Here is a 22,006-nt window from a genome sequence, read left to right on the forward strand (position 1 = left end):
ATATTATTATGTCGCTAATATATGCCCACTGCAACAAGGGCGCGGGGTCTGCTTATGGTTTGAAGGGCGGTTCAGCCAGATAGCTGAGCGGCAGGCGACCGCCATCGGCATAGATCGTCTGGCCGGTGATGTAGCTTGCGTCCCGCGATGCGAGGAAGGAAGCGATGGATGCGATTTCCGCCGGATCGCCAATGCGGCCAAGTGGCGTTCGCGACAGGATCGTCTTTCGCGCCTCGGCGTCCGTATTCACTGCTGACAGCATATCGGTCTGGATCGAGCCGGGGCCGATGGCGTTGACGCGAATGCCCCATTTCGCCAGCGCCACGGCCATGGTGCGTGTCAGCTGGCTGAGCCCGCCCTTGGAGACGGAATAGGCAAGCTGGTCCGGCAGTCCGAAAATCGCGTTGATCGATGACATATTGATAATCGTGCCCGCTTCGCCGCCAGCTTCCACACGCGCGACCATGCGTTTGGCGACGGCTTGCCCGCACAGAAATGCGCCCTTCAGATTGACGCGCATGACGCGGTCGAAATCCTCTTCCTTGAGGTCAAGAAAATCCGTCTTGTGAACGATACCGGCATTGTTGACGAGAATATCGATCTCGCCAAGATTGGTGACGGTATAGGTCATCAGATTATGGATATCGAGCTTGTCGCCGACATCCGCCGCCATGGCGCGCGCATCGCCGAATTGTTCGAGGTCTTTGACCGCCTGCAAGGTGGCCGTGTTGTCGATATCCGACAGAACGACGCTGGCGCCGTCCATGAGGAAGCGTTTTGCGATGGCATAGCCAATACCGCGGGCAGCGCCGGTGACGATGGCTACCTTGCCTTCAAGCTGCATGGTCTGTTCTCCGTTTCGCGCGGAGAGTGGACCGGCGAAAACCGCCGGTCAATAGTTTGGCTGATGCCGCTATAAAGCTCAGGCGAAGGCCATTCCGATATGGCGCTCCCGCAAAAGAGTGCTGATTTCATCGAGAACCGCCGGGTCTTCGATGGTGGCGGGCATTTTCCATGTCTCGCCATCGGCGATCTTCTGGATGGTTGAGCGCAGGATTTTGCCCGAGCGGGTCTTGGGCAGGCGCTTCACGGTCAGGGCCAGCCGGAAGGCGGCGACCGGGCCGATGGCGTCGCGAACCATGGCCACGCATTCCTTTTCGACTTCGTGCGGATCGCGGTCGATATTAGATTTCAGCACCAGAAAACCGCAAGGCGCTTGCCCCTTTACGGGATCGGAAATGCCCAGCACCGCGCATTCCGCCACATCGGGATGACCGGAAAGGACCTCTTCCATCGCGCCGGTGGACAGGCGATGGCCCGCGACATTGATGATATCGTCGGTCCGGCTCATGATATAGAGATAGCCATCACTATCCATATATCCGGCATCGGCGGTTTTATAATAGCCGGGGAACTCCGCGAGATAGGCTTTCCTGAAGCGTTCATCGGCATTCCACAGCGTCGGCAGGCAGCCGGGCGGCAGTGGCAGCTTGATCAGGATATTGCCTAGCTGGCCGCGTTCCACCTCATGGCCTTCATCATCCAGCACGCGGATATCGTAGCCCGGAAGGCAGACCGCAGGCGATCCGTATTTCGTTTCCAGAAGGCCGAGACCAAGCGGATTGGCTACCATCGGCCAGCCGCTTTCGGTCTGCCACCAATGGTCAAGCACCGGGCGTCCGATCAGGTTCTCCGCCCAGTGGATTGTGTCCGGATCGGCGCGTTCGCCTGCCAGAAACAGCGCACGGAATTTCGACAGGTCATAGTTGCGGACGAAATTCCCGTCGGCATCTTCCTTTTTGATGGCGCGCAGCGCCGTCGGCGCGGTGAACATCACCTCCACGCCATGTTCGGCGATGATGCGCCAATAGGTGCCCGCATCCGGCGTGCCAATGGGCTTGCCTTCGAACAGGATCGTCGTGGCGCCTGCCAGCAGCGGCGCATAGACGATATAGGAGTGGCCAACCACCCAACCAACATCCGAAGCGGCCCAGAAGACCTGCCCCGGCTCCACGCCGAAGACGTGTTTGAGCGACCACGCCAGCGCCACCATGTGCCCGCCATTGTCGCGCACCACGCCCTTTGGCTCGCCGGTGGTGCCGGATGTATAGAGCACATAAAGCGGATCGGTCGCGGCGACTGTCGTGCAGGGCACGTGTCGGCCCCGCGCGGCGTCCACAGCAGCCGTGTAATCGATGTCGCGCCCTTCAACCGGGGTATGGGCATGCTGCTCGCGCTGCAGAATGATGCAATGGCCGACCTTGTGGTGGGCGGATGCAATGGCTTTGTCGAGCATGTCCTGATAGGGCACCACGCGCGTCGGCTCGATGCCGCAGGAACCGGCAATGATCATCACCGGCTTGGCATCGTCGATGCGGGTTGCGAGTTCATTGGCGGCGAAACCGCCAAAGACGACAGAATGAACTGCACCGATGCGCGCCGATGCAAGCATGGCAATTGCCGCTTCCGGCACCATCGGCATATAGATCAGAACGCGGTCGCCCTTCTTCACGCCATTGTCGAGCATGACGGCGGAGAGCGCCTCCACTTCCTCCAGCAATTCGCTATAGGTGAACTTGCGCACCTTGCCGGTGACGGGGCTTTCATAGATCAGCGCCAGTTGATTGCCGCGCCCATTGGCGACATGGCGGTCGAGCGCATTGTAACAGGTGTTGCATTCCGCACCGGTGAACCAGCGACCATAGACGCCTTCGTCGCCTGCAAAAACCTGATCCCAGGGCTTGAACCAGTCAATCGCCTCTGCGGCTTCCGCCCAGAACCGTTCAGGATCGGCCTGCCATGCGGCATAGGTTTCGGCATATTTCGAAGTCATGCTGTTTCCTCCCAGAAACACGCACCGCGCACCGCCCGCATGACGGACGTTCCAAGGTGCGATTTTTCATCTGATGTCAGCGCGAGCGCGGCCTCCTCAGACCGGCATCCTCCTGGATTTCTCCGTACACTTTCATCTCCTCCACCCTTAATTTACGCCGAGCCGTGAAGCTTCGTCCATGGGACTTAAGATGAAGATTGGAATAGAAACAAGAAGACTTGCGGCTTGCAAGCGCCTGCGTCACAAGGAGGGGAGAGGTGTCGCCCGTGACCAAAGTTTTGCCTGTGCTGCTTGTCCTGCTGATGGGAATGCACATCATCAAACCGCTCGGCCTGCCGGGATTGAAGCGTCGCGGCGATTTCTGGAAAATTGCCGTCATCGCCATATTCGTCATGGCGCTGGCTGTCGGCTTTCATTTCCACGAATCATGAAAAAGCCCGACCCAAACCGGGCTTATCCTTTCTATCGCTGCCCTGAAAAAAATCAGGCTGCCTGTTCTAGTTCTTTTTTCCAGCCGCCGGTTGCGGCAAGGCCGTTCATGCGGGCGCGGTGGGTGAAGGCACGCTGACCGGCAGCGACGTTCTCCGGCTTGCCACCCCAGGCTTCGAGGGCTGCCGCCTGCAAGGCGCGTCCGTAAGAAAATGTCATTTTCCACGGCATGTCGTAAGCTTCATTCATGGCCGAGAGATGCGCTGTCGCCTCTTCGCCCGTCTGACCGCCGGACAGGAAGGCGATGCCCGGAACTGCGGCGGGAACGGTGTTGAGGAAGCAACGCACGGTCTTTTCAGCCACTTCCTCGACCGACGCCTTGCGCGCATTCTTGCCATCGAGAACCATGTTCGGCTTCAGGATCATGCCTTCCAGCTTGACGCGGGCGTCATAAAGCTCGGCAAAAACCGTCTTTAGAACCAGCTCGGTCACTTCATAGCAGCGGTCGATGCTGTGATCGCCCGGCTTGCCATCCATCAGGACTTCCGGCTCGACAATTGGCACAATTCCAGCTTCCTGACAAAGTGCAGCATAGCGCGCCAGCGCCTGTGCATTCTGCCTGACCGCGCCCCATGTCGGCAAAGCGTCGGAAATTGATATGACGCCGCGCCATTTGGCAAAACGCGCCCCCAGGCCGTGATATTCGTTCAGGCGTTCGCGCAGGCCATCCAGACCTTCGGTGATAGTCTCCCCGGGGAAACCAGCCAGAGGCTTCGCGCCCGCATCGACCTTGATGCCCGGAATCGAGCCCGCATTGCGGATGATGTCGTTGAGCGGCGTGCCGTCTTTGGCTTTCTGGCGGATGGTCTCATCGTAGAGAATGACGCCGGAAATGTAGTTCTTCATTGCATCGTCAGCGCGGAACAGCATCTCGCGGTAATCGCGGCGCGTCTCTTCCGTGGACGCCAGATTGATGGAATCGAAGCGCTTCTTGATGGTTCCGGAGCTCTCGTCAGCAGCCAGAATGCCCTTTCCGGAAGCGGCCAGGGCAATCGCAATATCTTCAAGACGTTCGGTCATTCGTAAGCTCCTCTTCAGAACCGGCCGACTGGAGTTCGCCTCGGTCGGCATCGGAAATTGATGACTTATCGCCGATGGCAGAAGTGTCCGGTAAAAAGATGGCATGCGCAACTGCTTGAAACGATTGAAATTTTTTTAAACGATTTAGGCCGAGCACGTTTTCTTCTCGCCGGTCGAACGAGGCCGGTTCAAGGTTTTTACGGTGAGGGGTTTCATCTGGGCGACAAGACCCCATGTAACAATAACCTGCCGTTCTCATCGCCTAACGCCTCCGAGGAGAAGACATGCGCGTCGCTCATCTCAGCCTGCTATTTGCTCTCGCCGCATCGGTTGCATCTGTTCCGATGCAATCCGCCTGGTCCGCCAGTATCAATGCGGGCGACCGCGAAGCCAAGGTCGAGGCGCCATTCACCGTCACAAGTGTTGCGGAGTTCAACACGCCGTGGGCGATTGCTTTCCTGCCCGATGGCCGTCTGGTCGTGACGGAAAAACCCGGAGAGATTTTCATTGTCACCGAGGCGGGCAAAAAGACGGAAGTGGCGGGCGTGCCCAAGGTTGCCTTTGGCGGGCAGAACGGTTTGCTCGACATAGAGCCTGCGCCGGATTTCGCGAAAAGCAAGGCGCTCTATTTCACCTATAACGAACTTGCGGACGGCGGCAGCAGCGTGGTGCTGGCGCGGGCCAGACTGGCAGAGAGCGGCGACAAGGCCGCGCTTGAAGACCTGACCACGCTGTGGAAGCAGGATGTGGTCGCCAAGGGCGGTCAGCCGGGCGGAAAGATCGCCTTCGCACCGGACGGCAAGCATTTGTTTCTCACGGTCGGGGACCGTATGCAGCCTGCCACAGCGCAGGATGACAAGGCCCCGATGGGCAAGATTCTCCGCATGAATCTGGACGGGTCCGTGCCGCAGGATAATCCCAATGCGGGGGAGGATGGCATTCGCGGCCTGACCTGGACGACCGGTCACCGCAATCCTTATGGGCTGGCCTTCGCGCCCGATGGCACGCTGTGGGAACACGAGATGGGGCCGCGCGGCGGCGACGAGTTCAATCTGATCAAACCCGGCCTCAATTATGGCTGGCCGGTGGTTTCCAATGGCGACAATTACAGCGGCAGGCCGATCCCGCGCCACAGCACGCGCCCGGAATTCGAAGCGCCGCGGGTCTACTGGAATCCGGTGATTTCGCCGGGCGGTCTGACCTTCTACAAGGGTAATTTGTTCAAGGCGTGGGACGGTTCCGCCCTGATCGCCGGTCTTTCTTCGATGGCGCTGGTGCGTGTCGCTTTCGACAGCAAGGGCCAGCCGGACGAAGCCGAGCGCTTCGATATGGGCAATCGCATCCGCGACGTGGCCGTTGGTCCAGACGGCGCGATCTGGCTGATCGAGGATGATGATCCCGGACGCCTATTAAAACTGACGCCGAAATCTTGAACTGAAAAAGGCCCCGTTTCCGGGGCCTTTGATTTGTTCTTCCGCATTGTCCTGCGCATCGAAGCGGGATCAGAAATCAGTCTAGTGGACTGATTTCCCCGCGTAGGCGCTTCGCACTTTTGCTGGAAATGCTTTATTTCTTCAACACATCGACGCCCGGAAGCGGCTTGCCTTCCATCCATTCGAGGAAAGCGCCGCCTGCGGTCGAGATATAGGTGAAGTCGTCGGCCACACCGGCATGGTTCAGCGCCGCGACCGTATCACCGCCGCCGCCCACCGAAACGAGCTTGCCAGCCTTGGTGCGGGCCGCGACATGCTTGGCGGTCTTGACCGTCGCGGTGTCGAACGGGCGCAGTTCGAATGCGCCGAGCGGGCCGTTCCAGACCAGCGTTGCCGCATCGTCGATGGCCGAGGCGATCAGATCGGTGGACAACGCACCTGCGTCGAGGATCATGCCATCGCTTGGTACAGCGTCGACGCCATAGGTCTTGTTCGGCGTATCGGCGGCAAAGTGCCAGCCCACAACCGCATCGACCGGCAGGATGATGGCGCATTTGGTGGTTTCGGCCTTGGCCATGATTTCACGCGCGGTATGGGCGAGGTCATGTTCGCAGAGCGACTTGCCGACATCGTGGCCCTGTGCGGCGAGGAAGGTGTTGGCCATGCCGCCGCCGATTACCAGCGCATCGACCTTTTCGATGAGGTTCGAAAGAAGGTCGAGCTTGGTCGAAACCTTTGCGCCACCGACAATGGCGACAACCGGACGGGCCGGATTGCCGAGGCCCTTTTCCAGCGCTTCCAACTCGGCCTGCATGGCGCGACCGGCAAAAGCAGGTAGGACATGGGCCAGACCTTCGGTCGAGGCATGGGCGCGGTGGGCAGCCGAAAACGCGTCATTGACGTAGAGATCGCCATTGGCGGCCAGCGCCTTGACGAATTCCGGATCGTTCTTTTCCTCGCCCTTGTGGAAACGGGTGTTTTCCAGAAGCAGAACGTCACCGTCCTTCAGCGCATCGACAGCGGCCTTGGCCTTGTCGCCGATGCTGTCTTCCGCGAAATGGACGCCCCGACCAGAAATATAGGGCCCGAGAACCTTGGCGAGCGGCTTCACGACATGCTTCAGCGAATTTTCGTCGGAGGCAACGCCTTTCGGGCGACCGAAATGGGCGAGCAGAATGACCTTTGCGCCCTTCTTCGACAGTTCGGCAATCGTTGGAACGATGCGCTCGATGCGGGTGAGGTCGGTCACCTGTCCGTCGGTCATTGGCACGTTGAGGTCAACGCGGACCAGAACGCGTTTGGATTTGACGTCGGCGTCGTCGAGAGTGCGGAAACCCATAAGTTTTCTCCCTGGCTTGTTCCGGCGCGTGGTGAAGCCTTATCGCTCGGATAGTGTGGCTTAAACGGGCAGACGCTGGAACAGGGTTGGATAATCGGTAACAAGCCCGTCTTCATCGACGGGTAGATCGGCGGTGAAAGAGCGGTCCGCCGCCGCGTAACGATAGAGCCTGCCTTCTTCCAGACAGCGATAACGCTGGCTGTCGCGCAGGGGCTGAAAACTGTCGAACGGCACATAAAGCATGTCGAGCTGAACGGTGCCGCTTTCCGGTGTCAGGCCAAGCCTGCGTATTGGCAGTGTGTTGGTGAAGGGCGTTCCTGCCAGATCGATGTCGATGCAGCCGTCGAACTCCGGCAAAGGCTCGCCAGTCATCGACTGCCAATGGCCCTCGCCATCGGAGGAGAATTCCAGCTTCTGGCCGGATGTGGTCTCGATAAGGAAATGAATAACGCGCCAAGTGCTGTCGCAGTCGATGCTGTAGCGGACACCGTAAGCATCGCCGCCGCGATTGCCGATCACCACGCTTTCGGCATGAATATTGCGGCCCGCGGGCGCAAGATTCAAATGTTCGAGCCCTTCTCCTTCCAGCGGACGCCAGCGGGCGACAGTGGGGAGAAGGGCGCGAAACATAGTCAGGCCACGGGGCTTAGATCAGCTTGCCGAGAGCGACGGCGGTGTCGCCCATACGGTTGGAGAAGCCCCATTCATTGTCGTACCACGACAGGATACGAACCATGGTGCCGTCCATGACCTTGGTCTGATCCATGTGGAAGACCGAGGAATGCGGATCGTGGTTGAAGTCGTGCGAGACAAGCGGCTCGTCCGTGTAGCCGAGGATGCCCTTGAGGCGGCCATTGGCGGCTGCGCGGATCGCGTCGTTGATTTCCTGCACGGTGGTCGAACGCTTGGCAATGAAGGTCAGGTCAACGACCGAGACATTCGGGGTCGGGACGCGGATAGCGACGCCGTCCAGCTTGCCCTTCAGTTCCGGCAGCACGAGACCAACAGCCTTTGCGGCACCCGTCGAGGTCGGGATCATGGAGAGCGCTGCCGCGCGGGCGCGGTAGAGATCCTTGTGCATGGTGTCCAGCGTCGGCTGGTCGCCCGTATAGGAGTGGATCGTGGTCATGAAGCCCTTTTCGATGCCGATGGCATCATTGAGGACCTGTGCCACCGGCGCAAGGCAGTTGGTGGTGCACGACGCGTTGGAGATGACCTGATGCTCTTTGGTGAGCTTGTCGTGATTGACGCCATAAACGACTGTCAGGTCAGCGCCGTCGGCAGGAGCCGAAACGATGACGCGCTTGGCGCCAGCTTCCAGATGCATTGCCGCCTTGTCACGCGCGGTGAAAATGCCGGTGCATTCCAGCGCGATGTCGACGCCTTCTTCCTTCCACGGCAGTTCGGTCGGGTTGCGAACGGCGTGCACCTTGATCGGACCATAGCCGACGTCGATGCTGTCGCCAGCGACCTTCACTTCCTTGGGGAAACGGCCGTGGACGCTGTCATAGCGCAGAAGATGCGCATTGGTTTCCACCGGGCCGAGATCGTTGATCGCGACGACCTGAATGTCGGTGCGGCCCGATTCCACGATGGCGCGGAGAACATTGCGGCCAATGCGGCCAAAACCGTTGATTGCGACGCGAACTGCCATTTTCTGTAAATCTCCCGATAGGATACTGCACTTGCAGTGCTTCATAATTCAGACGGTGCCGGGCATTCGGACAAATCCCGCGCGGCACTGACCGGAAACTTAAACGCCGGCGTTTTTGAGACGCCGGCGTTCAAAAAATCATGCTGCGGCGTTGAGCTTCTTTTCCGCGGCTGCAACGGCGTGTTCTGCCGTGATGCCGAAGTGCTTGTAGAGATCGTTGATCTCACCCGAAGCGCCGAAGCCCTTCATGCCGATGAAAATGCCGTCTTCGCCGATGAAGCGTTCCCAGCCGAGCGAGATTGCCGCCTCGATGGCAAGCTTGACCGGCGCATTGCCGATGGTTGCCTGCTTGTAGGCGTCGCTCTGGCCTTCGAACAGTTCGAAGCACGGCACCGAGACCACGCGTGTGGCAATACCCTTGCCTTCGAGAAGGTCGCGGGCCTTGAGCGCGATTTCCACTTCCGAGCCCGTGGCGAAGATCGTCACCTTGGCGTCGTCGCTGGCGGTCGCCAGTTCGTAAGCGCCGTAAGCGGAGAGGTTTTCTTCGCGATGCTCGGTGCGCACGACCGGCAGGTTCTGACGGGTCAGGGCCAGCGTCGACGGGGTTTTGGTCGACTGCAGGGCGATCTGCCAGCATTCCGCCGTTTCCACAGCGTCAGCCGGACGGAAGACATTGTGGTTCGGAATGGCGCGCAGTGCTGCCAGATGTTCGACCGGCTGGTGGGTCGGGCCGTCTTCACCCAGACCGATGGAATCATGCGTCATGACATAGATGACGCGGATGCCCATCAGCGACGACAGACGCATGGCCGGACGCGCATAATCCGAGAAGGTCAGGAAGGTGCCGGAATAAGGGATCAGGCCGCCATGCAGCGTGATACCGTTCATGGCTGCCGACATGCCGAGTTCGCGGATGCCGTAATGGACATAACGGCCGCCGTAGTTTTCCGGCGTCACTGCCTTGGTCTGGCTGGTCTTGGTGTTGTTCGAACCGGTGAGATCGGCAGAGCCGCCAATGGTTTCCGGTACGACGCCGTTGATGACTTCCAGCGCCATTTCCGAAGACTTGCGGGTGGCGACCTTCGGCTTTTCAGCAGAAAGCTTCTTCTTGTATTCGACGATGGCCGCATCGAAACCGGCAGGCAGATCGCCACGCATGCGGCGTTCGAATTCTGCGCGGGTTTCCGCGTCGGCAGCGGCGAAGCGCTTTTCCCATTCCTGGCGCTTCTTGGCGGCGTTGAGGCCAGCCACGCGCCAAGCGTCCAGAACTTCAGCCGGAACGACGAAAGGTTCTGCCGACCAGCCGAGCGCCTTGCGGGTGGCTGCGATTTCTTCCGCGCCGAGCGGCGAGCCATGCACCTTGTTGGTGCCAGCCTTGTTCGGTGCGCCAAAACCGATGGTCGTCTTGCAGGCGATCAGGGTCGGCTTGTCGGAAACCTTGGCCAGTTCGATGGCCTTGGCGATGGCTTCCTGATCGTGGCCGTCAACAGCCAAGGTGTTCCAGCCGGAAGCAGCGAAACGGGCTGGCTGGTTGGTGTTGTCGGCCATCGAGATCGGGCCGTCGATGGAAATGTTGTTGTCGTCCCAGAAGGCGATCAGCTTGTTGAGCTTCAGGTGACCGGCCAGCGAGATGGCTTCCTGGCTGATGCCTTCCATGAGGCAGCCGTCGCCGACAAGCACATAGGTGTAGTGGTTGACGAGGCTGTCGCCGAACTGTGCGTTCAGGATGCGTTCGGAGAGCGCCATGCCAACGGCATTGGCAATGCCCTGGCCGAGCGGGCCGGTCGTCGTTTCGATGCCGGCTGCATGGCCGTATTCCGGGTGACCGGCGGTACGCGAGCCGAGCTGGCGGAAATTCTTGATTTCATCGATGGTGATGTCTTCGTAGCCCGAAAGATAGAGCAGCGAATAAAGCAGCATCGAGCCGTGACCGGCTGACAGCACGAAACGGTCGCGATCCGGCCAATGCGGGTTCTGCGGGTCGTGCGAAAGGAAACGGGTATAAAGCGTCGTCGCTATGTCAGCTGCGCCCATCGGCAGGCCGGGGTGGCCGGAATTGGCTTTCTCAACCGCGTCCATCGAGAGGAAGCGAATTGCGTTGGCCAACTGATTTTGTTTGTCGGAATTGCTCATGGTCTCAGCCGTCTTTCCATGGGAGGGTTTAACGGGGTTGCGGCGATGCCTTTTGGCTGAGCACGAATGGCGCCGAAAACCGTCCTCCGTTTTTCGGGTCCGTACTCCAGAAGGCACCGGGACACATAGCACCTGCGCATGAGGAGTCAATAAATGCGTGGCTTTTGGGCAATAAACTGTCTGCGACTAATCGATTGAGTTCTGTGGAAAGCAGCCCGACAATCGCTCAAAAGCCATTTTTGCACCGATTAACGGTGCATGAAAGCTCATATGGACACCTCATTTGTTGCTTATCCGGCGGTCGATTATTACAATCTTTTCAAAGAGGCCTGTCCGGCAGACGCGATTCGATGCCGTTGAATGGCATCAGAAAGGACATGGATGGCACCCGAAGCGACCCTCAGGCAAGTTTTGGAACGGCTGGAAAAAGCACTCAACACGCTCGAAGGCGCGGTTGATCTGCGGCTGGACAAGGAAGGCGATTTCGCCGAAGCCGAGGAAGAGGTGCAGCGCATGAATGCTGACCGCAGCCGTCTCGCTCAGGAACTCGACCAGTCCGAAGCCCGTGCAGAGCGGCTTGAAGCTGCCAACCGCGAAGTGTCGCGGCGCCTTGTCACGGCGATGGAAACCATCCGCGCCGTTCTGGATCGATAGGAGGCTATCATAGCGACCGTTACCGTAACCATCGATGGCAAGGCTTATCGCATGGCGTGCGATGAGGGGCAGGAAGAGCACCTCAGCGGACTTGCCGACCGTTTCGATCAATATGTCACGCATCTCAAATCGTCGTTCGGAGAGATCGGCGATTTGCGCCTGACCGTCATGGCCGGAATCATGGTGATGGACGAGATGGCCGAGATGCAGAAGCGCATCAATGGTCTGGAAAGCGAAGTCGAGACGCTGCGCCGCGCGCGTGATGAAGCGCTCGGGCGCGCCGACAGCAACGATGCGGCGCTAACCGGCATACTGTCGGATGTCGCGTCGCGTCTGGAACAGGTGGCGTCCCGCATTGCGCCACGCGCCAGTTCATAAGCTAAGCGCTTTCTGAATTTTCTGAAAAGATTTCGCGGTGAAAGCCTCGCAGCCTCTGGCGCAGCCCGTTGCGAGCGACTATATTCATCAGCGGCGTACTGCGCTTCCCGACAGGTGTAACAGCATCCCCGGGGCCTTATTGATCTCTAAGGGAACTGTCCCTGTGAAGGCTTGCGGGCTTTCGCATATGGTGCCCACCTACTTTGTAGGTTCCCGGGATCAATCACTACCATCGGTTGTCGTGGTCGCCGCTTTCCTTTCATCTTGCAATGCGTATGAAAATCCAGTCCTCAAGACTTGATCTGTGCTACGCATTGCCCGTAAACATGCGATAAACCTTAATTATTCGCATGTTCTGATGGAATCTCCCCAAGTTGCACCGCCCCAAAAGCCGCGCCCATTTGAAAGACTGTCGGTCGCCGTGCCGGTGGCTTTCGCCTATGGCCTGATTTTATACATGCTGATCTGGTCCGGTGTGGCTGACGATGAGATGCCGTTCTTTGCCGGTCTCATGCTGCTGCCGATGGCGGTGGCGAGCCTCGCATCCAGTCTGGCCGACCCGCGTGCCGAAAAAGACCTGTGGCGGCATGTCCGCATGGGCTGGGCCATCATCGGCGGGCTGGTCGTTGTCAGCATGGTGCTGTTCCACGAAGCGGGCATCTGCGTGGTGATGGCTGCGCCCTTCTTCGTGGTGTTCTCGACACTCGGCTCGACATTGACGCTGTGGATCATCCGCAAGCTCCGCTCGCGCCGTTCGACAATGCTGGTGGTCGCCCTGCCGCTGGCCGTCTTTCCGGCAGAGCTTCAGTTTTCCTATGCCCCGCATGACGGGTCGGTGACGACGGTGATCGATATTGCCGCACCGCCGGAAGTGGTGTGGAAGCAGACCGTCGAAATCCGCAATGTGCGCGCCGATGAACTGTCCTGGACATTCAGCCATGGTATTGTGGGCGTGCCGCAGCCGGTCAATGCGCGCATCGAAGGGGAGGGCGTGGGCGCCGTGCGCCAGTTGCAATGGACGCGCGGGGTGACTTTTCAGGAGATCGTGACGCAGTGGGAGGAAAACCGCCTGCTGGCCTGGGATTTCCGCTTCGGCCCGGGCTCCATTCCCGCAGCCGTCGAAGCCCATATCAAGGTGAACAGCAGCTATCTTCAACTGGCCAATGGCGACTACCGGCTGGAGCCTCTGCCCGATGGCCGCACCCGCCTGACGCTGACCACGCATTATCGCATCGCAACGCCGATCGACTTCTATTGCGACCTGTGGGGCAAGGTGTTTCTCAATGATTTTCATGGCGTCGTGCTGAAGGTGATCCGTGACCGGTCGGAGCGGATTGCCGACGCTGTCTGATCCATCACTTGACGGATCGTCTCATTGCGGTTCCACTGTTACAGTCGGATTATGCAAATGGAGAGGTTTTGGGGGATGGCAGCAGCGGCTCCGGATGGCAGTCAGGAAAAACAGGCGCTCAGGCGTGCCGTGCTTGCCCGCCGCGATGCGCTGGAACCCCGTTACCAGTATGAAGCCTCGCTCGCGGCTGCGAAACACGGCGAAGAGGCGCTGGTCATTCCCAAGGGAACGCTCGTGGCGGGCTATTGGCCGATCCGCTCTGAAATTGATCCGCGTCCGCTTCTGTCCGTCCTGCGCGGCAAGGGCGCAAGGCTCTGCCTGCCGGTGGTGCTGGACAAGGAAACCATTGCCTTCCGTGAATTTCTGCCCGATGCGCAGCTTGTTCAGACAGGGTTCGGCACGATGGGTCCCGATGCACGGGCGCCGCTGGTGGACCCGACCATCATGCTGATGCCACTTGCCGGTTTCGACCCGCGTGGGCATCGTCTGGGCTATGGTGCGGGTCATTATGATCGCGCGCTGGCACGGTTTGCCCAACGCGGTTTGCAGCCCTTGCTGATCGGCATGGCCTATGACTGTCAGCAAGTGGAGCATGTGCCCGACGAGCCGCACGATATCGCGCTCAACCAGATACTGACGGAGAGCGGCTTGCGTTCGCTGGGCGCAGGCTTATAAGGCTCATCTCATGAGATTGCTTTTTCTTGGTGACATGGTGGGCCGGTCGGGGCGCACGGCAGTTTATGAAAAGCTGCCGGGGCTGATTTCCGATCTGAAGCTGGACTTCGTGATCGTCAACGGCGAGAATGCCGCGGGCGGTTTTGGCATTACCGAAGAGATTTTTCATGAAACGATCCGCGCTGGCGCGGATGTCGTGACCACCGGCAATCACGTCTGGGATCAGCGCGAGGCGCTCGATTTCTCCAAGCGCGAGGACCGCTTCCTACGCCCGGCCAATTTTCCGAAGGGAACGGCAGGCAAGGGCGAGGGACTTTACATCGCCAGGAACGGCGCGCGCGTGCTCGTGTCCAATGTCATGGGGCGCGTCTTCATGCATCCCGATCTGGATGATCCGTTTATCGCGGCGGAGAAGATCCTTGAAGCCTGTCCGCTGGGCGAGCAGGCCGATGCCGTGTTCTTCGATTTTCATGCCGAAGCAACCAGCGAAAAGCAGTGCTTCGGCCATTTCGTCGATGGCCGTGCGAGTGCTGTCGTCGGCACGCACACGCATGTGCCGACCGCCGATTGCCAGATCCTGCGCAATGGCACGGCCTATATGTCGGATGCGGGCATGTGCGGCGATTACGATTCGTCGCTTGGTATGGACAAGGAAGAGCCGCTCAACCGCTTTCTGTCCAAGGTGCCGAAGGGGCGTTTTGAAGCAGCCAATGGTCCGGCGACCATTTGCGGTGTCGGTATTGAAATCTCCGACCGCACCGGCCTTGCCGAAAAGGCAGCACCTTTGCGCATCGGCGCGCGTCTGGAAGAAACTATCCCGGAATTCTGGCGCTAGCCTACAATCGCAAAAGAATCGCGCATCTTGCCGGAGGCCGTTCTGACCGGGCGGTGGCCGATCCATTGCACATGACGGGCGAGAATGGCGGCGGCGTGGTCGATGTCGTTCTTGCGCAGGGCATCGAGAATCGCCCGGTGATCGTGATCGGTGCGTGCTTCCCACTCCGACCGCCAGGTCGCAAACAGAAACCGCGCGCTGGCCGCATGCAGATCGTCAATGGCGGCGAGCAGGCGCGGCATCCGGCATGGTTCCAGAATGAGCCGGTGAAAGCGCCGGTTGGCGTCTTCCCAGCTTCGCACGTCCCGTGATTTGTCGCCGTCGAGCGTGGCGCGTTCGGCAGCATCAAGCGTGGCGCGGGTGATGTGCGCCGCCGCATGCCGTAAAGCCAGCACTTCGAGCGCGGCGCGCATTTCCGCCACTTCGCGAATCTCGCCAATGTCGAAGGAGGCGACGCGCACACCCCGGCGCGGCTCCGAAACGGCCAGTCCCTGCGCTTCCAGCCGCCGAAACGCCTCACGCACCGGCACATGGCTGGTCTGGAACTCTTCGGCGATGTGATCCTGCCGCAATTTGGTGCCCGGCTCGATTTCCCCTTCGATGATACGGTCAGCCAGAACCCGGCTGATACGGGCAGCGATGGTCTCGTTCGGGGCCTTCGGGGATGGGGCTTGCGGGCGTTGATTCATGATTTTATCGATAAGCTGCTTTGTCGCCCGGGTCGAGCCTTATTGAATTTTTTGACAGGTGAGGGCCTCGATCCGCGCTTTTGCTGGACGAATGAGGCTCAATTCCTTATAACGCCGCCATTCTGCACGGAAAGCATTGTGGCCGGACTTGCGGCCCCGCTTGTGTGATACTCTCTGCGTGAGATTGTCTGTTCATGCGTAACGCTTTTCCGTGCGCGACGATTAGAACAGAACAGGGGTGCCATGGCTGGCCATTCACAGTTTAAGAACATCATGCACCGCAAGGGCCGTCAGGACGCCGTGCGGTCGAAAATGTTTTCCAAGCTCGGACGCGAGATTACCGTCGCCGCCAAGCAGGGTCTGCCTGACCCGACGATGAATCCGCGCCTGCGTCTGGCGATTCAGAACGCCAAAGCGCAGTCGATGCCGAAAGATAACATTGAGCGCGCCATCAAGAAGGCCGCCGGCAATGACGGCGAAAACTATGATGAAGTGCGCTATGAGGGCCGCGGCCCCGGTGGCGTTTCGGTTATCGTTGAAGCGCTGACCGACAATCGCAACCGCACCGCGTCCAACGTCCGCGCAGCCTTCACCAAGTCTGGTGGCGCGCTGGGCGAAACCGGTTCGGTTTCCTTCATGTTCGATCGCGTTGGCGAAATCGTCTACAAGTCCTCTGTCGGCGATGCCGACAAGGTCATGGAAGCGGCTATCGAAGCTGGCGCCGAGGATGTGCAATCCGGCGAAGAAGAACACGTCATCATCTGCGCATTCGAAGATATCGGCGAAGTGTCGAAGGCGCTTGAAGCAGCCCTTGGCGAAGCCGAATCGATCAAGACGATCTGGAAGCCACAGACCAATACCGAGCTGGACGAAGAAAAGGCCCGCTCCGTTCTCAAGCTTCTCAACACGCTGGAAGACGATGACGACGTGCAGAACGTCTACACCAACTTCGAAGTCAGCGACGAAGTGATGGAAAAGCTCAGCGCCTGATTATAGCCGCTCATGCACTATCGAAGCTCCCGGTCAAAACACAAGTTTGTCCGGGAGTTTTTTTATTGCCTGCTTCTGGCAAAGTGCAGGCAATAAAAAACCCCGCCGAAGCGGGGTTTTCCGAATAAGTAACCTGGTATTAGATGCCGAGGTTGCCGAAACGGTTCTTGAACTTCGTAACGCGACCGCCGCGATCGAGCAGGGTCTGCGAACCGCCAGTCCAGGCCGGATGGGTGGTCGGGTCGATATCGAGGTTCATCGTATCGCCTTCTTTGCCCCAGGTCGAACGGGTCTGGTATTCGGTGCCATCGGTCATCACGACCTTGATGGTGTGGTAGTCGGGATGGATATTGGCTTTCATCTTCTCAATCCTGATAGTCTGGCCTGAAAGTCTGGAAGAAAAGCGCAGCCTGAATGTCAAAACTGCGGCACTTTCGCCCAATGGCATTTACGAAGACCCATCACCCGCAGGTGACGGCTTCCAAAAGGGTTGCCGAGCCTATACATCAGGCGCACGGCAATAACAAGGGCACAATCTCAAGAATGGCCGATCATAATAATCCAACTGGTGTGAATCCGGAATCGAATGCAGACGAGGCGCGCAAGCGCCGCTCCCTCAAGCCTCTGCGGCGCATGGTTCCGTTCGTCGCCCGCTATAAGCTGCTGGTTATCGGCGCTCTCTTTTCGCTGGTTCTGGCCGCCGTCACGACGCTCGCAGTGCCCGTCGCACTGCGCCGCATGATCGATCACGGCTTCACCGGCGCCAACGCCATTTTCGTAAACAATTACTTCGGGATGCTGGTGCTGCTGGCGCTGGTTCTGGCGGTTGCGTCGGGGCTGCGTTACTTCTTCGTGATCTCTCTGGGTGAACGGGTCGTGGCCGATTTGCGCAATGCGGTCTTCGCGCATGTGACAGCGCTTTCGCCGGAATTCTTCGACCGGTCGCAGTCTGGCGAAATCGTGTCGCGGCTTTCCGCCGATACGACACAGATCAAATCGGTGGTGGGTGCCACCGCGTCGGTCGCGCTGCGCAATGTCATTTTGGGTGTCGGCGCACTGGCCATGATGGTTGTCACAAGCCCGAAACTCTCCGTGCTGGTGATTGCAGCCATTCCGGTGATCGTCGTACCGCTGATCGCTTTCGGGCGTTCCGTGCGCCGCCGCTCGCGTCTAACGCAGGATATGCTCGCCAATGCCAATGCCTATGCAAGCGAGCAGATTGGCGCGATGCGCACCTTGCAGGCCTTCACCAATGAAAACATGGTGGTCGGGCGGTTTGCCCATGCCGTGGAAAACGCCTATCAGGCGGCGCGCTCGTCCATCAAGGCGCGGGCGGTGCTGACGGCCTTCGCCATCTTTCTGATTTTTTCCAGCGTGGTTGCGGTGCTGTGGTTCGGCTCGCGCGATGTTTTGTCCGGCACCATGTCGCCGGGCACGCTCGGTCAGTTCGTGCTCTATGCGGTTTTCGCGGCCAGCGCCTTCGGCGCCCTCTCGGAAGTCGGCGGTGAACTTGCGCAGGCGGCCGGTGCAACAGAGCGTCTGGCTGAAATTCTGGATGAAGACCCGGACATTTCAGCGCCTCGCAATCCGGTTTCCTTGCCGGAGCCGGCGCGTGGTGAGATCGTCTTCGATGACGTTTATTTCTCCTATCCGACGCGCCCTGATGCGCCATCGCTGAATGGCGTAAGCTTTGCGGTCAAACCCGGCGAAACGGTTGCCATTGTCGGCCCGTCCGGTGCGGGGAAGAGCACGGTGTTTTCGCTGGTGATGCGTTATTATGATCCGCAGTCCGGCAAGGTGCTGATGGATGGCGTTGCCTTGCCGGAGGCCGATCCGGCAGCCGTGCGCGGGCGCGTGGCCATGGTGCCGCAGGATGTGGCGATCTTTGCGACCTCGATCCGCGACAATATCGGCTTCGGCAGGCCGGGTGCGAGCGATGCGGAAATCGAGGCTGCAGCCAAGGCTGCACTGGCGCATGATTTCATCATGGCGCTCGCCAATGGCTATGACACGGAAGTCGGTGAGCGCGGGGTAACATTGTCTGGCGGACAGCGCCAGCGTATTGCCATTGCTCGCGCCATCCTGCGCGCCGCGCCGATCCTGTTGCTGGATGAAGCCACCTCGGCGCTCGATGCAGAAAGCGAAATGCTGGTGCAGAAGGCTCTCGACGGGCTGATGCAGGGACGCACGACGCTGGTGGTCGCGCACCGTCTTGCAACGGTGCTGAAGGCGGATCGCATTCTTGTGCTCGATAAAGGCCGGATCGTCGAAGAAGGCACCCATCAGAGCCTTGTGGAGCGCGGCGGCATCTATGCGCGTCTGGCCAAGCTGCAATTCGAAGCCGGGGCAGGGGTGTACTAAGCGGGGCTCGAAAGAAAGGGGCGTTTTAGCGCCCCTTTATTTACCTCTCGGTCAGCTTCAGCTCGATGCGGCGGTTTCGGGCGCGGGCATTAGGTGAATCCGAGGCTTCCAGCGGCTGATACTCACCGAAGCCTGCCGCCACGAGACGGTTGGCCGGAACGCCGTTGGCGATCAGGAATTTGACGACCGCCGTGGCGCGGGCCGAAGACAGCTCCCAATTGTCTCGGAAGCGCCCCGTACCGGCGAGCGGCACATTATCGGTGTGGCCATCCACGCGCAGCACCCAATTGATATCGTCCGGGATTTCCTTGTTCAGCTCGATTACCGCGTCGGCGAGCTTCTTCATCTCCACTTCGCCAGCCGGGTTAATATCCGACGATCCGGTCGGGAACAGCACTTCCGACTGGAAGACGAAACGGTCGCCGACAATGCGGATATTGTCCTTGTCGGAGAGAATTTCACGCAAGCGCCCGAAGAAGTCGGAGCGATAGCGGTTCAGTTCCTGCACGCGCTGGGCCAGCGCCACATTGAGGCGCTTGCCAAGGTCGGCAATCTTGGCGTTCGATTCGCGGTCGCGGCTTTCCGATGCGTTGAGTGCGTCTTCAAGCGCTGCAATCTGGCGGCGCAAGGCGGAAATCTGCTGGTTCAGCAGTTCCACCTGACTGAGCGCGCGGGCGCTGACCTGTTTTTCCGCATCGAGACTTTCAGACAGTTCACCGGCGCGTTTTTCGGCGGCGGCACCCGCGCCGCTGCCCTCGTTCAGCAGTGTTTGCAGGCGCGAACGCTCGCTTTCGGCAGAGGAGAGTGAGGCTTGCAGATTGGCGATAGTGTCCTGCATATCCTGCGAATTGCTCTTCTCCAGCGACAGAAGCTGGGTCAGTTCCTGAATCTGGCTATTGAGGCGGGCCAGCACGCTGTCCTTATTATTGACCTCGCGGCTGAGCAGAAACTGCGCCAGCACGAAGACGGTCAGCAGAAACATAATGGCGAGCAGCAGCGTCGTCAGCGCATCGACGAAGCCCGGCCAGTAATCGACATGCCTTTGCTGGCGGCGGTTGCGGGCAAGAGCCATGAGCCTTACTCCGCCTTATCGCTTGGATGTGTATCGTTGCGATCAGACTTGCGTTCGTGCGACGTCGCGCCAATGGCCTTGGACAGCCGGTCGAGCGTCTGGCGGATAGCCTTTTGCTCGTCCGCCTGCTTTTCCACCCAGTCACGCATGATCTGCTGTTCGCTACGCATGCTTTTCACCAGACCCTGAATACCCTCGGCCAGATTGGCGAGCGCAGCCGTCGTGCGCTGGGTGGAATCGCCGCCCTGCGTCTTCAGCCGCTCGGCCAATGCATGCAGTTCGCCTGCCTGACCATTTTCGGCGTTGAGGTCGGAACCAAGATCGGTCACGGAGGAAAGCCAGTTTTCGAGCTCGGTATAGAAACGGTTCTGGGCGCGGCCCGCCTGCAGATCTAGGAAGCCCAGAATGAGCGAACCCGACAGACCGAACAGCGACGACGAGAAAGCGGTGCCCATGCCGGACAGCGGCGCCTGCAAACCGGCCTTTAGCGCATCCAGCACATCGCCGGTACTGCCAGAGCTTGGGTCCAGCGTCTGGATGGTGCGCCCGATGGAGCCAACCGTTTCCAGCAAGCCCCAGAACGTGCCGAGCAGGCCGAGGAATACCAGAAGCCCGATGAGATAACGCGAGATGTCGCGGCTTTCATCAAGGCGTGTCGCGATGGAATCGAGGATCGAGCGCATCGACGTGGTCGTCAGCGCCATCGATTGCCGACGTCCGATCAGCGCACGCATCGGCGCAAGCAGGACCGGCGGGCGGGTGGTGCCGTCGCGGTCGCCATCGCGGAAGGAATTGACCCAGCGGATTTCCGGCAAAAGGCGCAGAACCTGCCCGAAAGCCAGCAATATGCCGACCAGCAGGACGCCGAGAATGAGGCCGTTTAGGCCGGGATTGGTAACGAAGAAAGTATGGATCTGCCGCATCAGCACCGCTGCCAGAAAGGCAACGATGATGAGGAAGATCACCATGGATAATATAACGATACGCGGGCTGCTCAGGCGATAGGGGTCATAATCGCGTCCCTCATCCAGACGTGTTCTCGGTTCCCTAAAGTCACTCATGCGTTCCGCTCCATCGTCGGCTGTTTGACGGGGAGCCTACTTCATAATTTTGTGAAGCGGAATCGCCTGAGCAGGAAAAAATGAGCTCTAAAAAACTTCAGCGCGCCGGTGGCGCGCTGAATAAGGTTTCATCAGATGGAGTTTGGTCTGGATCAGATCGGCTTCTTGATCGTCTTGAGAAGTGCTGCTTGAACGGCTTCGTTCCCAGCAACAATGTTCTTCTTTTCGAACATGTTCTGTCCGCCGTCCTTATCGGAGACGAAACCGCCAGCTTCGCGGATCATCAGCATGCCTGCGCCGATATCCCATGGATTGACGCCTTCTTCCCAGAAACCATCGAGGCGACCGGCGGCGACATAAGCAAGGTCGAGTGCGGCAGCGCCCAGGCGGCGGACACCGGCTGTTTCGGCCATGACATTGCGCAGTTCGACCAGATAATGGCCATGATGGCCGCGGCCAAGATGCGGGATGCCGGTGCCGATCACCGTATCGACCAGCTTGGTGCGGGCTGCAACGCGCAGACGACGATCATTGAGGAAAGCGCCACCACCGCGTTCGGCAGTGTAAAGCTCGTCCATGGCCGGATTATAGATGACGCCAGCCACGATCTGTCCCTGACGCTCAAGAGCGATGGAGACTGCGAAAACCGGGATACCGTGCAGGAAATTCGTTGTGCCGTCGAGCGGATCGATCAGCCAGCGATGCTGCCCGTCCTTGGCTTCCACCTCGCCGGATTCTTCCATCAGGAAGCCGAAATCCGGGCGGGCGCGGCTCAATTCCGTATAGATGATCTGTTCCGCCTTGCGGTCCGCCTGGCTGACATAGTCGCCGGGGCCCTTGAGGGATACCTGAAGATTCTGGACTTCGCCGAAGTCGCGGGCAAGGTTACGGCCAGCCTTCATAGCGGCCTGTACCATAACGTTAAGAAGGGCTGAGCGGGCCATTTCTTTATCCTTTTTGGCAAAATCCCACGGCCATCGAAAAGGCGTGGATATGGGCGTGGATCGTGCAGTTAAACAGATCCTTGAAAATCCGAGGC

Annotated in this window: 22 protein-coding genes and 1 other RNA gene; 10 read left to right on the plus strand and 13 right to left on the minus strand. The window is 59.4% G+C overall.

Annotated features, from left to right (window positions below; translation table 11 throughout):
* Positions 1–52 precede the first annotated feature (52 nt).
* Together WIX40_RS15910 and WIX40_RS15915 are read right to left on the minus strand one after the other, a co-directional pair.
* Complete coding sequence (locus WIX40_RS15910; protein WP_339440606.1) at positions 53–844, minus strand: SDR family NAD(P)-dependent oxidoreductase; 792 nt, start codon at positions 842–844, stop codon at positions 53–55.
* Between the two features lie 78 nt (positions 845–922).
* Positions 923–2,833: a propionyl-CoA synthetase gene (locus tag WIX40_RS15915; protein WP_339440608.1), complete on the minus strand. Its 1,911-nt coding sequence runs from the start codon at positions 2,831–2,833 to the stop codon at positions 923–925.
* A 266-nt stretch (positions 2,834–3,099) separates the two neighbouring features.
* Between WIX40_RS15915 and WIX40_RS15920 the strand changes: the two genes are divergently transcribed.
* Positions 3,100–3,264: a hypothetical protein gene (locus WIX40_RS15920; RefSeq protein WP_167836096.1), complete on the plus strand. Its 165-nt coding sequence runs from the start codon at positions 3,100–3,102 to the stop codon at positions 3,262–3,264.
* Positions 3,265–3,316: 52 nt separating this feature from the next.
* Here the strand turns inward: WIX40_RS15920 and WIX40_RS15925 are convergent, their stop codons facing one another.
* A complete protein-coding gene (locus WIX40_RS15925; protein ID WP_339440610.1) occupies positions 3,317–4,342 on the minus strand; it encodes a class I fructose-bisphosphate aldolase in 1,026 nt (341 codons plus the stop codon).
* Positions 4,326–4,601: a hypothetical protein gene (locus WIX40_RS15930; protein ID WP_339440612.1), complete on the minus strand. Its 276-nt coding sequence runs from the start codon at positions 4,599–4,601 to the stop codon at positions 4,326–4,328. Before WIX40_RS15930 ends, WIX40_RS15925 begins: the two co-directional genes overlap by 17 nt.
* Before the next feature lie 25 nt (positions 4,602–4,626).
* Here WIX40_RS15930 and WIX40_RS15935 point away from each other — a divergent pair, with 25 nt between their 5' ends.
* Entirely contained in the window at positions 4,627–5,775 is a 1,149-nt protein-coding gene (locus WIX40_RS15935) for a PQQ-dependent sugar dehydrogenase (protein ID WP_339440614.1), read from the plus strand.
* Between the two features lie 133 nt (positions 5,776–5,908).
* On the opposite strand, the gene WIX40_RS15940 is transcribed toward WIX40_RS15935, so the two are convergent.
* The 4 genes from WIX40_RS15940 to tkt form a co-directional block, all read right to left on the minus strand.
* The gene (locus WIX40_RS15940) at positions 5,909–7,114 is read right to left on the minus strand and encodes a phosphoglycerate kinase (protein ID WP_339440615.1); all 1,206 of its coding nucleotides are present in this window, start codon (positions 7,112–7,114) and stop codon (positions 5,909–5,911) included.
* A 60-nt stretch (positions 7,115–7,174) separates the two neighbouring features.
* Positions 7,175–7,744, minus strand: coding sequence for a putative glycolipid-binding domain-containing protein (locus WIX40_RS15945; protein ID WP_339440617.1), 570 nt, complete (start codon positions 7,742–7,744; stop codon positions 7,175–7,177).
* A gap of 16 nt (positions 7,745–7,760) precedes the next feature.
* A complete protein-coding gene (gene gap / locus WIX40_RS15950) occupies positions 7,761–8,768 on the minus strand; it encodes a type I glyceraldehyde-3-phosphate dehydrogenase (RefSeq protein WP_109369765.1) in 1,008 nt (335 codons plus the stop codon).
* A 138-nt stretch (positions 8,769–8,906) separates the two neighbouring features.
* Positions 8,907–10,901, minus strand: a complete 1,995-nt coding sequence (gene tkt, locus WIX40_RS15955) for a transketolase (RefSeq protein ID WP_109369764.1) — start codon at positions 10,899–10,901, stop codon at positions 8,907–8,909.
* 381 nt (positions 10,902–11,282) lie between these two features.
* Here tkt and WIX40_RS15960 point away from each other — a divergent pair, with 381 nt between their 5' ends.
* The 6 genes from WIX40_RS15960 (at position 11,283) to WIX40_RS15985 (ending at position 14,794) form a co-directional block, all read left to right on the plus strand.
* The gene (locus WIX40_RS15960; RefSeq protein ID WP_109369763.1) at positions 11,283–11,555 is read left to right on the plus strand and encodes a DUF4164 domain-containing protein; all 273 of its coding nucleotides are present in this window, start codon (positions 11,283–11,285) and stop codon (positions 11,553–11,555) included.
* A gap of 9 nt (positions 11,556–11,564) precedes the next feature.
* Positions 11,565–11,933 carry a cell division protein ZapA gene (locus WIX40_RS15965; RefSeq protein ID WP_109369762.1) on the plus strand — a complete coding sequence of 123 codons (369 nt, stop codon included), beginning with the start codon at positions 11,565–11,567 and terminating at the stop codon, positions 11,931–11,933.
* 92 nt (positions 11,934–12,025) lie between these two features.
* A non-coding RNA gene (gene ssrS / locus WIX40_RS15970) (6S RNA) lies at positions 12,026–12,184 on the plus strand.
* A 107-nt stretch (positions 12,185–12,291) separates the two neighbouring features.
* A complete protein-coding gene (locus tag WIX40_RS15975; protein WP_339440619.1) occupies positions 12,292–13,284 on the plus strand; it encodes an SRPBCC family protein in 993 nt (330 codons plus the stop codon).
* Between the two features lie 75 nt (positions 13,285–13,359).
* Positions 13,360–13,959, plus strand: a complete 600-nt coding sequence (locus WIX40_RS15980) for a 5-formyltetrahydrofolate cyclo-ligase (protein WP_171318731.1) — start codon at positions 13,360–13,362, stop codon at positions 13,957–13,959.
* Between the two features lie 10 nt (positions 13,960–13,969).
* Entirely contained in the window at positions 13,970–14,794 is an 825-nt protein-coding gene (locus tag WIX40_RS15985) for a TIGR00282 family metallophosphoesterase (RefSeq protein WP_109369759.1), read from the plus strand.
* Here WIX40_RS15985 and WIX40_RS15990 read toward each other — a convergent pair.
* Positions 14,791–15,483 (minus strand): GntR family transcriptional regulator, encoded by a 693-nt coding sequence (locus WIX40_RS15990; protein ID WP_109369758.1) that lies wholly within the window; start codon positions 15,481–15,483, stop codon positions 14,791–14,793. The genes WIX40_RS15985 and WIX40_RS15990 overlap by 4 nt on opposite strands.
* Before the next feature lie 243 nt (positions 15,484–15,726).
* On the opposite strand from WIX40_RS15990, the gene WIX40_RS15995 reads away from it, so the two are divergent.
* Positions 15,727–16,473, plus strand: a complete 747-nt coding sequence (locus tag WIX40_RS15995; RefSeq protein ID WP_078339492.1) for a YebC/PmpR family DNA-binding transcriptional regulator — start codon at positions 15,727–15,729, stop codon at positions 16,471–16,473.
* 139 nt (positions 16,474–16,612) lie between these two features.
* On the opposite strand, the gene rpmE is transcribed toward WIX40_RS15995, so the two are convergent.
* The gene (rpmE, locus tag WIX40_RS16000; protein WP_078339491.1) at positions 16,613–16,834 is read right to left on the minus strand and encodes a 50S ribosomal protein L31; all 222 of its coding nucleotides are present in this window, start codon (positions 16,832–16,834) and stop codon (positions 16,613–16,615) included.
* Between the two features lie 80 nt (positions 16,835–16,914).
* On the opposite strand from rpmE, the gene WIX40_RS16005 reads away from it, so the two are divergent.
* Positions 16,915–18,834, plus strand: coding sequence for an ABC transporter transmembrane domain-containing protein (locus WIX40_RS16005; RefSeq protein ID WP_339440625.1), 1,920 nt, complete (start codon positions 16,915–16,917; stop codon positions 18,832–18,834).
* Positions 18,835–18,874: 40 nt separating this feature from the next.
* Here the strand turns inward: WIX40_RS16005 and WIX40_RS16010 are convergent, their stop codons facing one another.
* From WIX40_RS16010 to WIX40_RS16020, 3 genes are all read right to left on the minus strand, one after another.
* Positions 18,875–19,906 carry a peptidoglycan -binding protein gene (locus WIX40_RS16010; protein WP_339440626.1) on the minus strand — a complete coding sequence of 344 codons (1,032 nt, stop codon included), beginning with the start codon at positions 19,904–19,906 and terminating at the stop codon, positions 18,875–18,877.
* Between the two features lie 5 nt (positions 19,907–19,911).
* Positions 19,912–20,967 (minus strand): MotA/TolQ/ExbB proton channel family protein, encoded by a 1,056-nt coding sequence (locus WIX40_RS16015; RefSeq protein WP_140025500.1) that lies wholly within the window; start codon positions 20,965–20,967, stop codon positions 19,912–19,914.
* A 152-nt stretch (positions 20,968–21,119) separates the two neighbouring features.
* A complete protein-coding gene (locus WIX40_RS16020) occupies positions 21,120–21,911 on the minus strand; it encodes an inositol monophosphatase family protein (protein WP_109369754.1) in 792 nt (263 codons plus the stop codon).
* Positions 21,912–22,006: the final 95 nt, after the last annotated feature.

Source organism: Ochrobactrum teleogrylli, assembly GCF_037482325.1.
Taxonomy (GTDB): domain Bacteria; phylum Pseudomonadota; class Alphaproteobacteria; order Rhizobiales; family Rhizobiaceae; genus Brucella; species Brucella teleogrylli.

Excerpts from the sequence above, each read along its gene's own strand:
- WIX40_RS15910 (WP_339440606.1), bottom strand. The coding sequence starts at position 844 with ATGCAGCTTGAAGGCAAGGTAGCCATCGTCACCGGCGCTGCCCGCGGT.
- WIX40_RS15915 (WP_339440608.1), bottom strand. The coding sequence starts at position 2,833 with ATGACTTCGAAATATGCCGAAACCTATGCCGCATGGCAGGCCGATCCT.
- WIX40_RS15925 (WP_339440610.1), bottom strand. The coding sequence starts at position 4,342 with ATGACCGAACGTCTTGAAGATATTGCGATTGCCCTGGCCGCTTCCGGA.
- WIX40_RS15930 (WP_339440612.1), bottom strand. The coding sequence starts at position 4,601 with ATGAGAACGGCAGGTTATTGTTACATGGGGTCTTGTCGCCCAGATGAA.
- WIX40_RS15935 (WP_339440614.1), top strand. The coding sequence starts at position 4,627 with ATGCGCGTCGCTCATCTCAGCCTGCTATTTGCTCTCGCCGCATCGGTT.
- WIX40_RS15940 (WP_339440615.1), bottom strand. The coding sequence starts at position 7,114 with ATGGGTTTCCGCACTCTCGACGACGCCGACGTCAAATCCAAACGCGTT.
- WIX40_RS15945 (WP_339440617.1), bottom strand. The coding sequence starts at position 7,744 with ATGTTTCGCGCCCTTCTCCCCACTGTCGCCCGCTGGCGTCCGCTGGAA.
- gap (WP_109369765.1), bottom strand. The coding sequence starts at position 8,768 with ATGGCAGTTCGCGTCGCAATCAACGGTTTTGGCCGCATTGGCCGCAAT.
- tkt (WP_109369764.1), bottom strand. The coding sequence starts at position 10,901 with ATGAGCAATTCCGACAAACAAAATCAGTTGGCCAACGCAATTCGCTTC.
- WIX40_RS15960 (WP_109369763.1), top strand. The coding sequence starts at position 11,283 with ATGGCACCCGAAGCGACCCTCAGGCAAGTTTTGGAACGGCTGGAAAAA.
- WIX40_RS15975 (WP_339440619.1), top strand. The coding sequence starts at position 12,292 with ATGGAATCTCCCCAAGTTGCACCGCCCCAAAAGCCGCGCCCATTTGAA.
- WIX40_RS15980 (WP_171318731.1), top strand. The coding sequence starts at position 13,360 with ATGGCAGCAGCGGCTCCGGATGGCAGTCAGGAAAAACAGGCGCTCAGG.
- WIX40_RS15985 (WP_109369759.1), top strand. The coding sequence starts at position 13,970 with ATGAGATTGCTTTTTCTTGGTGACATGGTGGGCCGGTCGGGGCGCACG.
- WIX40_RS15990 (WP_109369758.1), bottom strand. The coding sequence starts at position 15,483 with ATGAATCAACGCCCGCAAGCCCCATCCCCGAAGGCCCCGAACGAGACC.
- WIX40_RS15995 (WP_078339492.1), top strand. The coding sequence starts at position 15,727 with ATGGCTGGCCATTCACAGTTTAAGAACATCATGCACCGCAAGGGCCGT.
- rpmE (WP_078339491.1), bottom strand. The coding sequence starts at position 16,834 with ATGAAAGCCAATATCCATCCCGACTACCACACCATCAAGGTCGTGATG.
- WIX40_RS16005 (WP_339440625.1), top strand. The coding sequence starts at position 16,915 with ATGGCATTTACGAAGACCCATCACCCGCAGGTGACGGCTTCCAAAAGG.
- WIX40_RS16010 (WP_339440626.1), bottom strand. The coding sequence starts at position 19,906 with ATGGCTCTTGCCCGCAACCGCCGCCAGCAAAGGCATGTCGATTACTGG.
- WIX40_RS16015 (WP_140025500.1), bottom strand. The coding sequence starts at position 20,967 with ATGAGTGACTTTAGGGAACCGAGAACACGTCTGGATGAGGGACGCGAT.
- WIX40_RS16020 (WP_109369754.1), bottom strand. The coding sequence starts at position 21,911 with ATGGCCCGCTCAGCCCTTCTTAACGTTATGGTACAGGCCGCTATGAAG.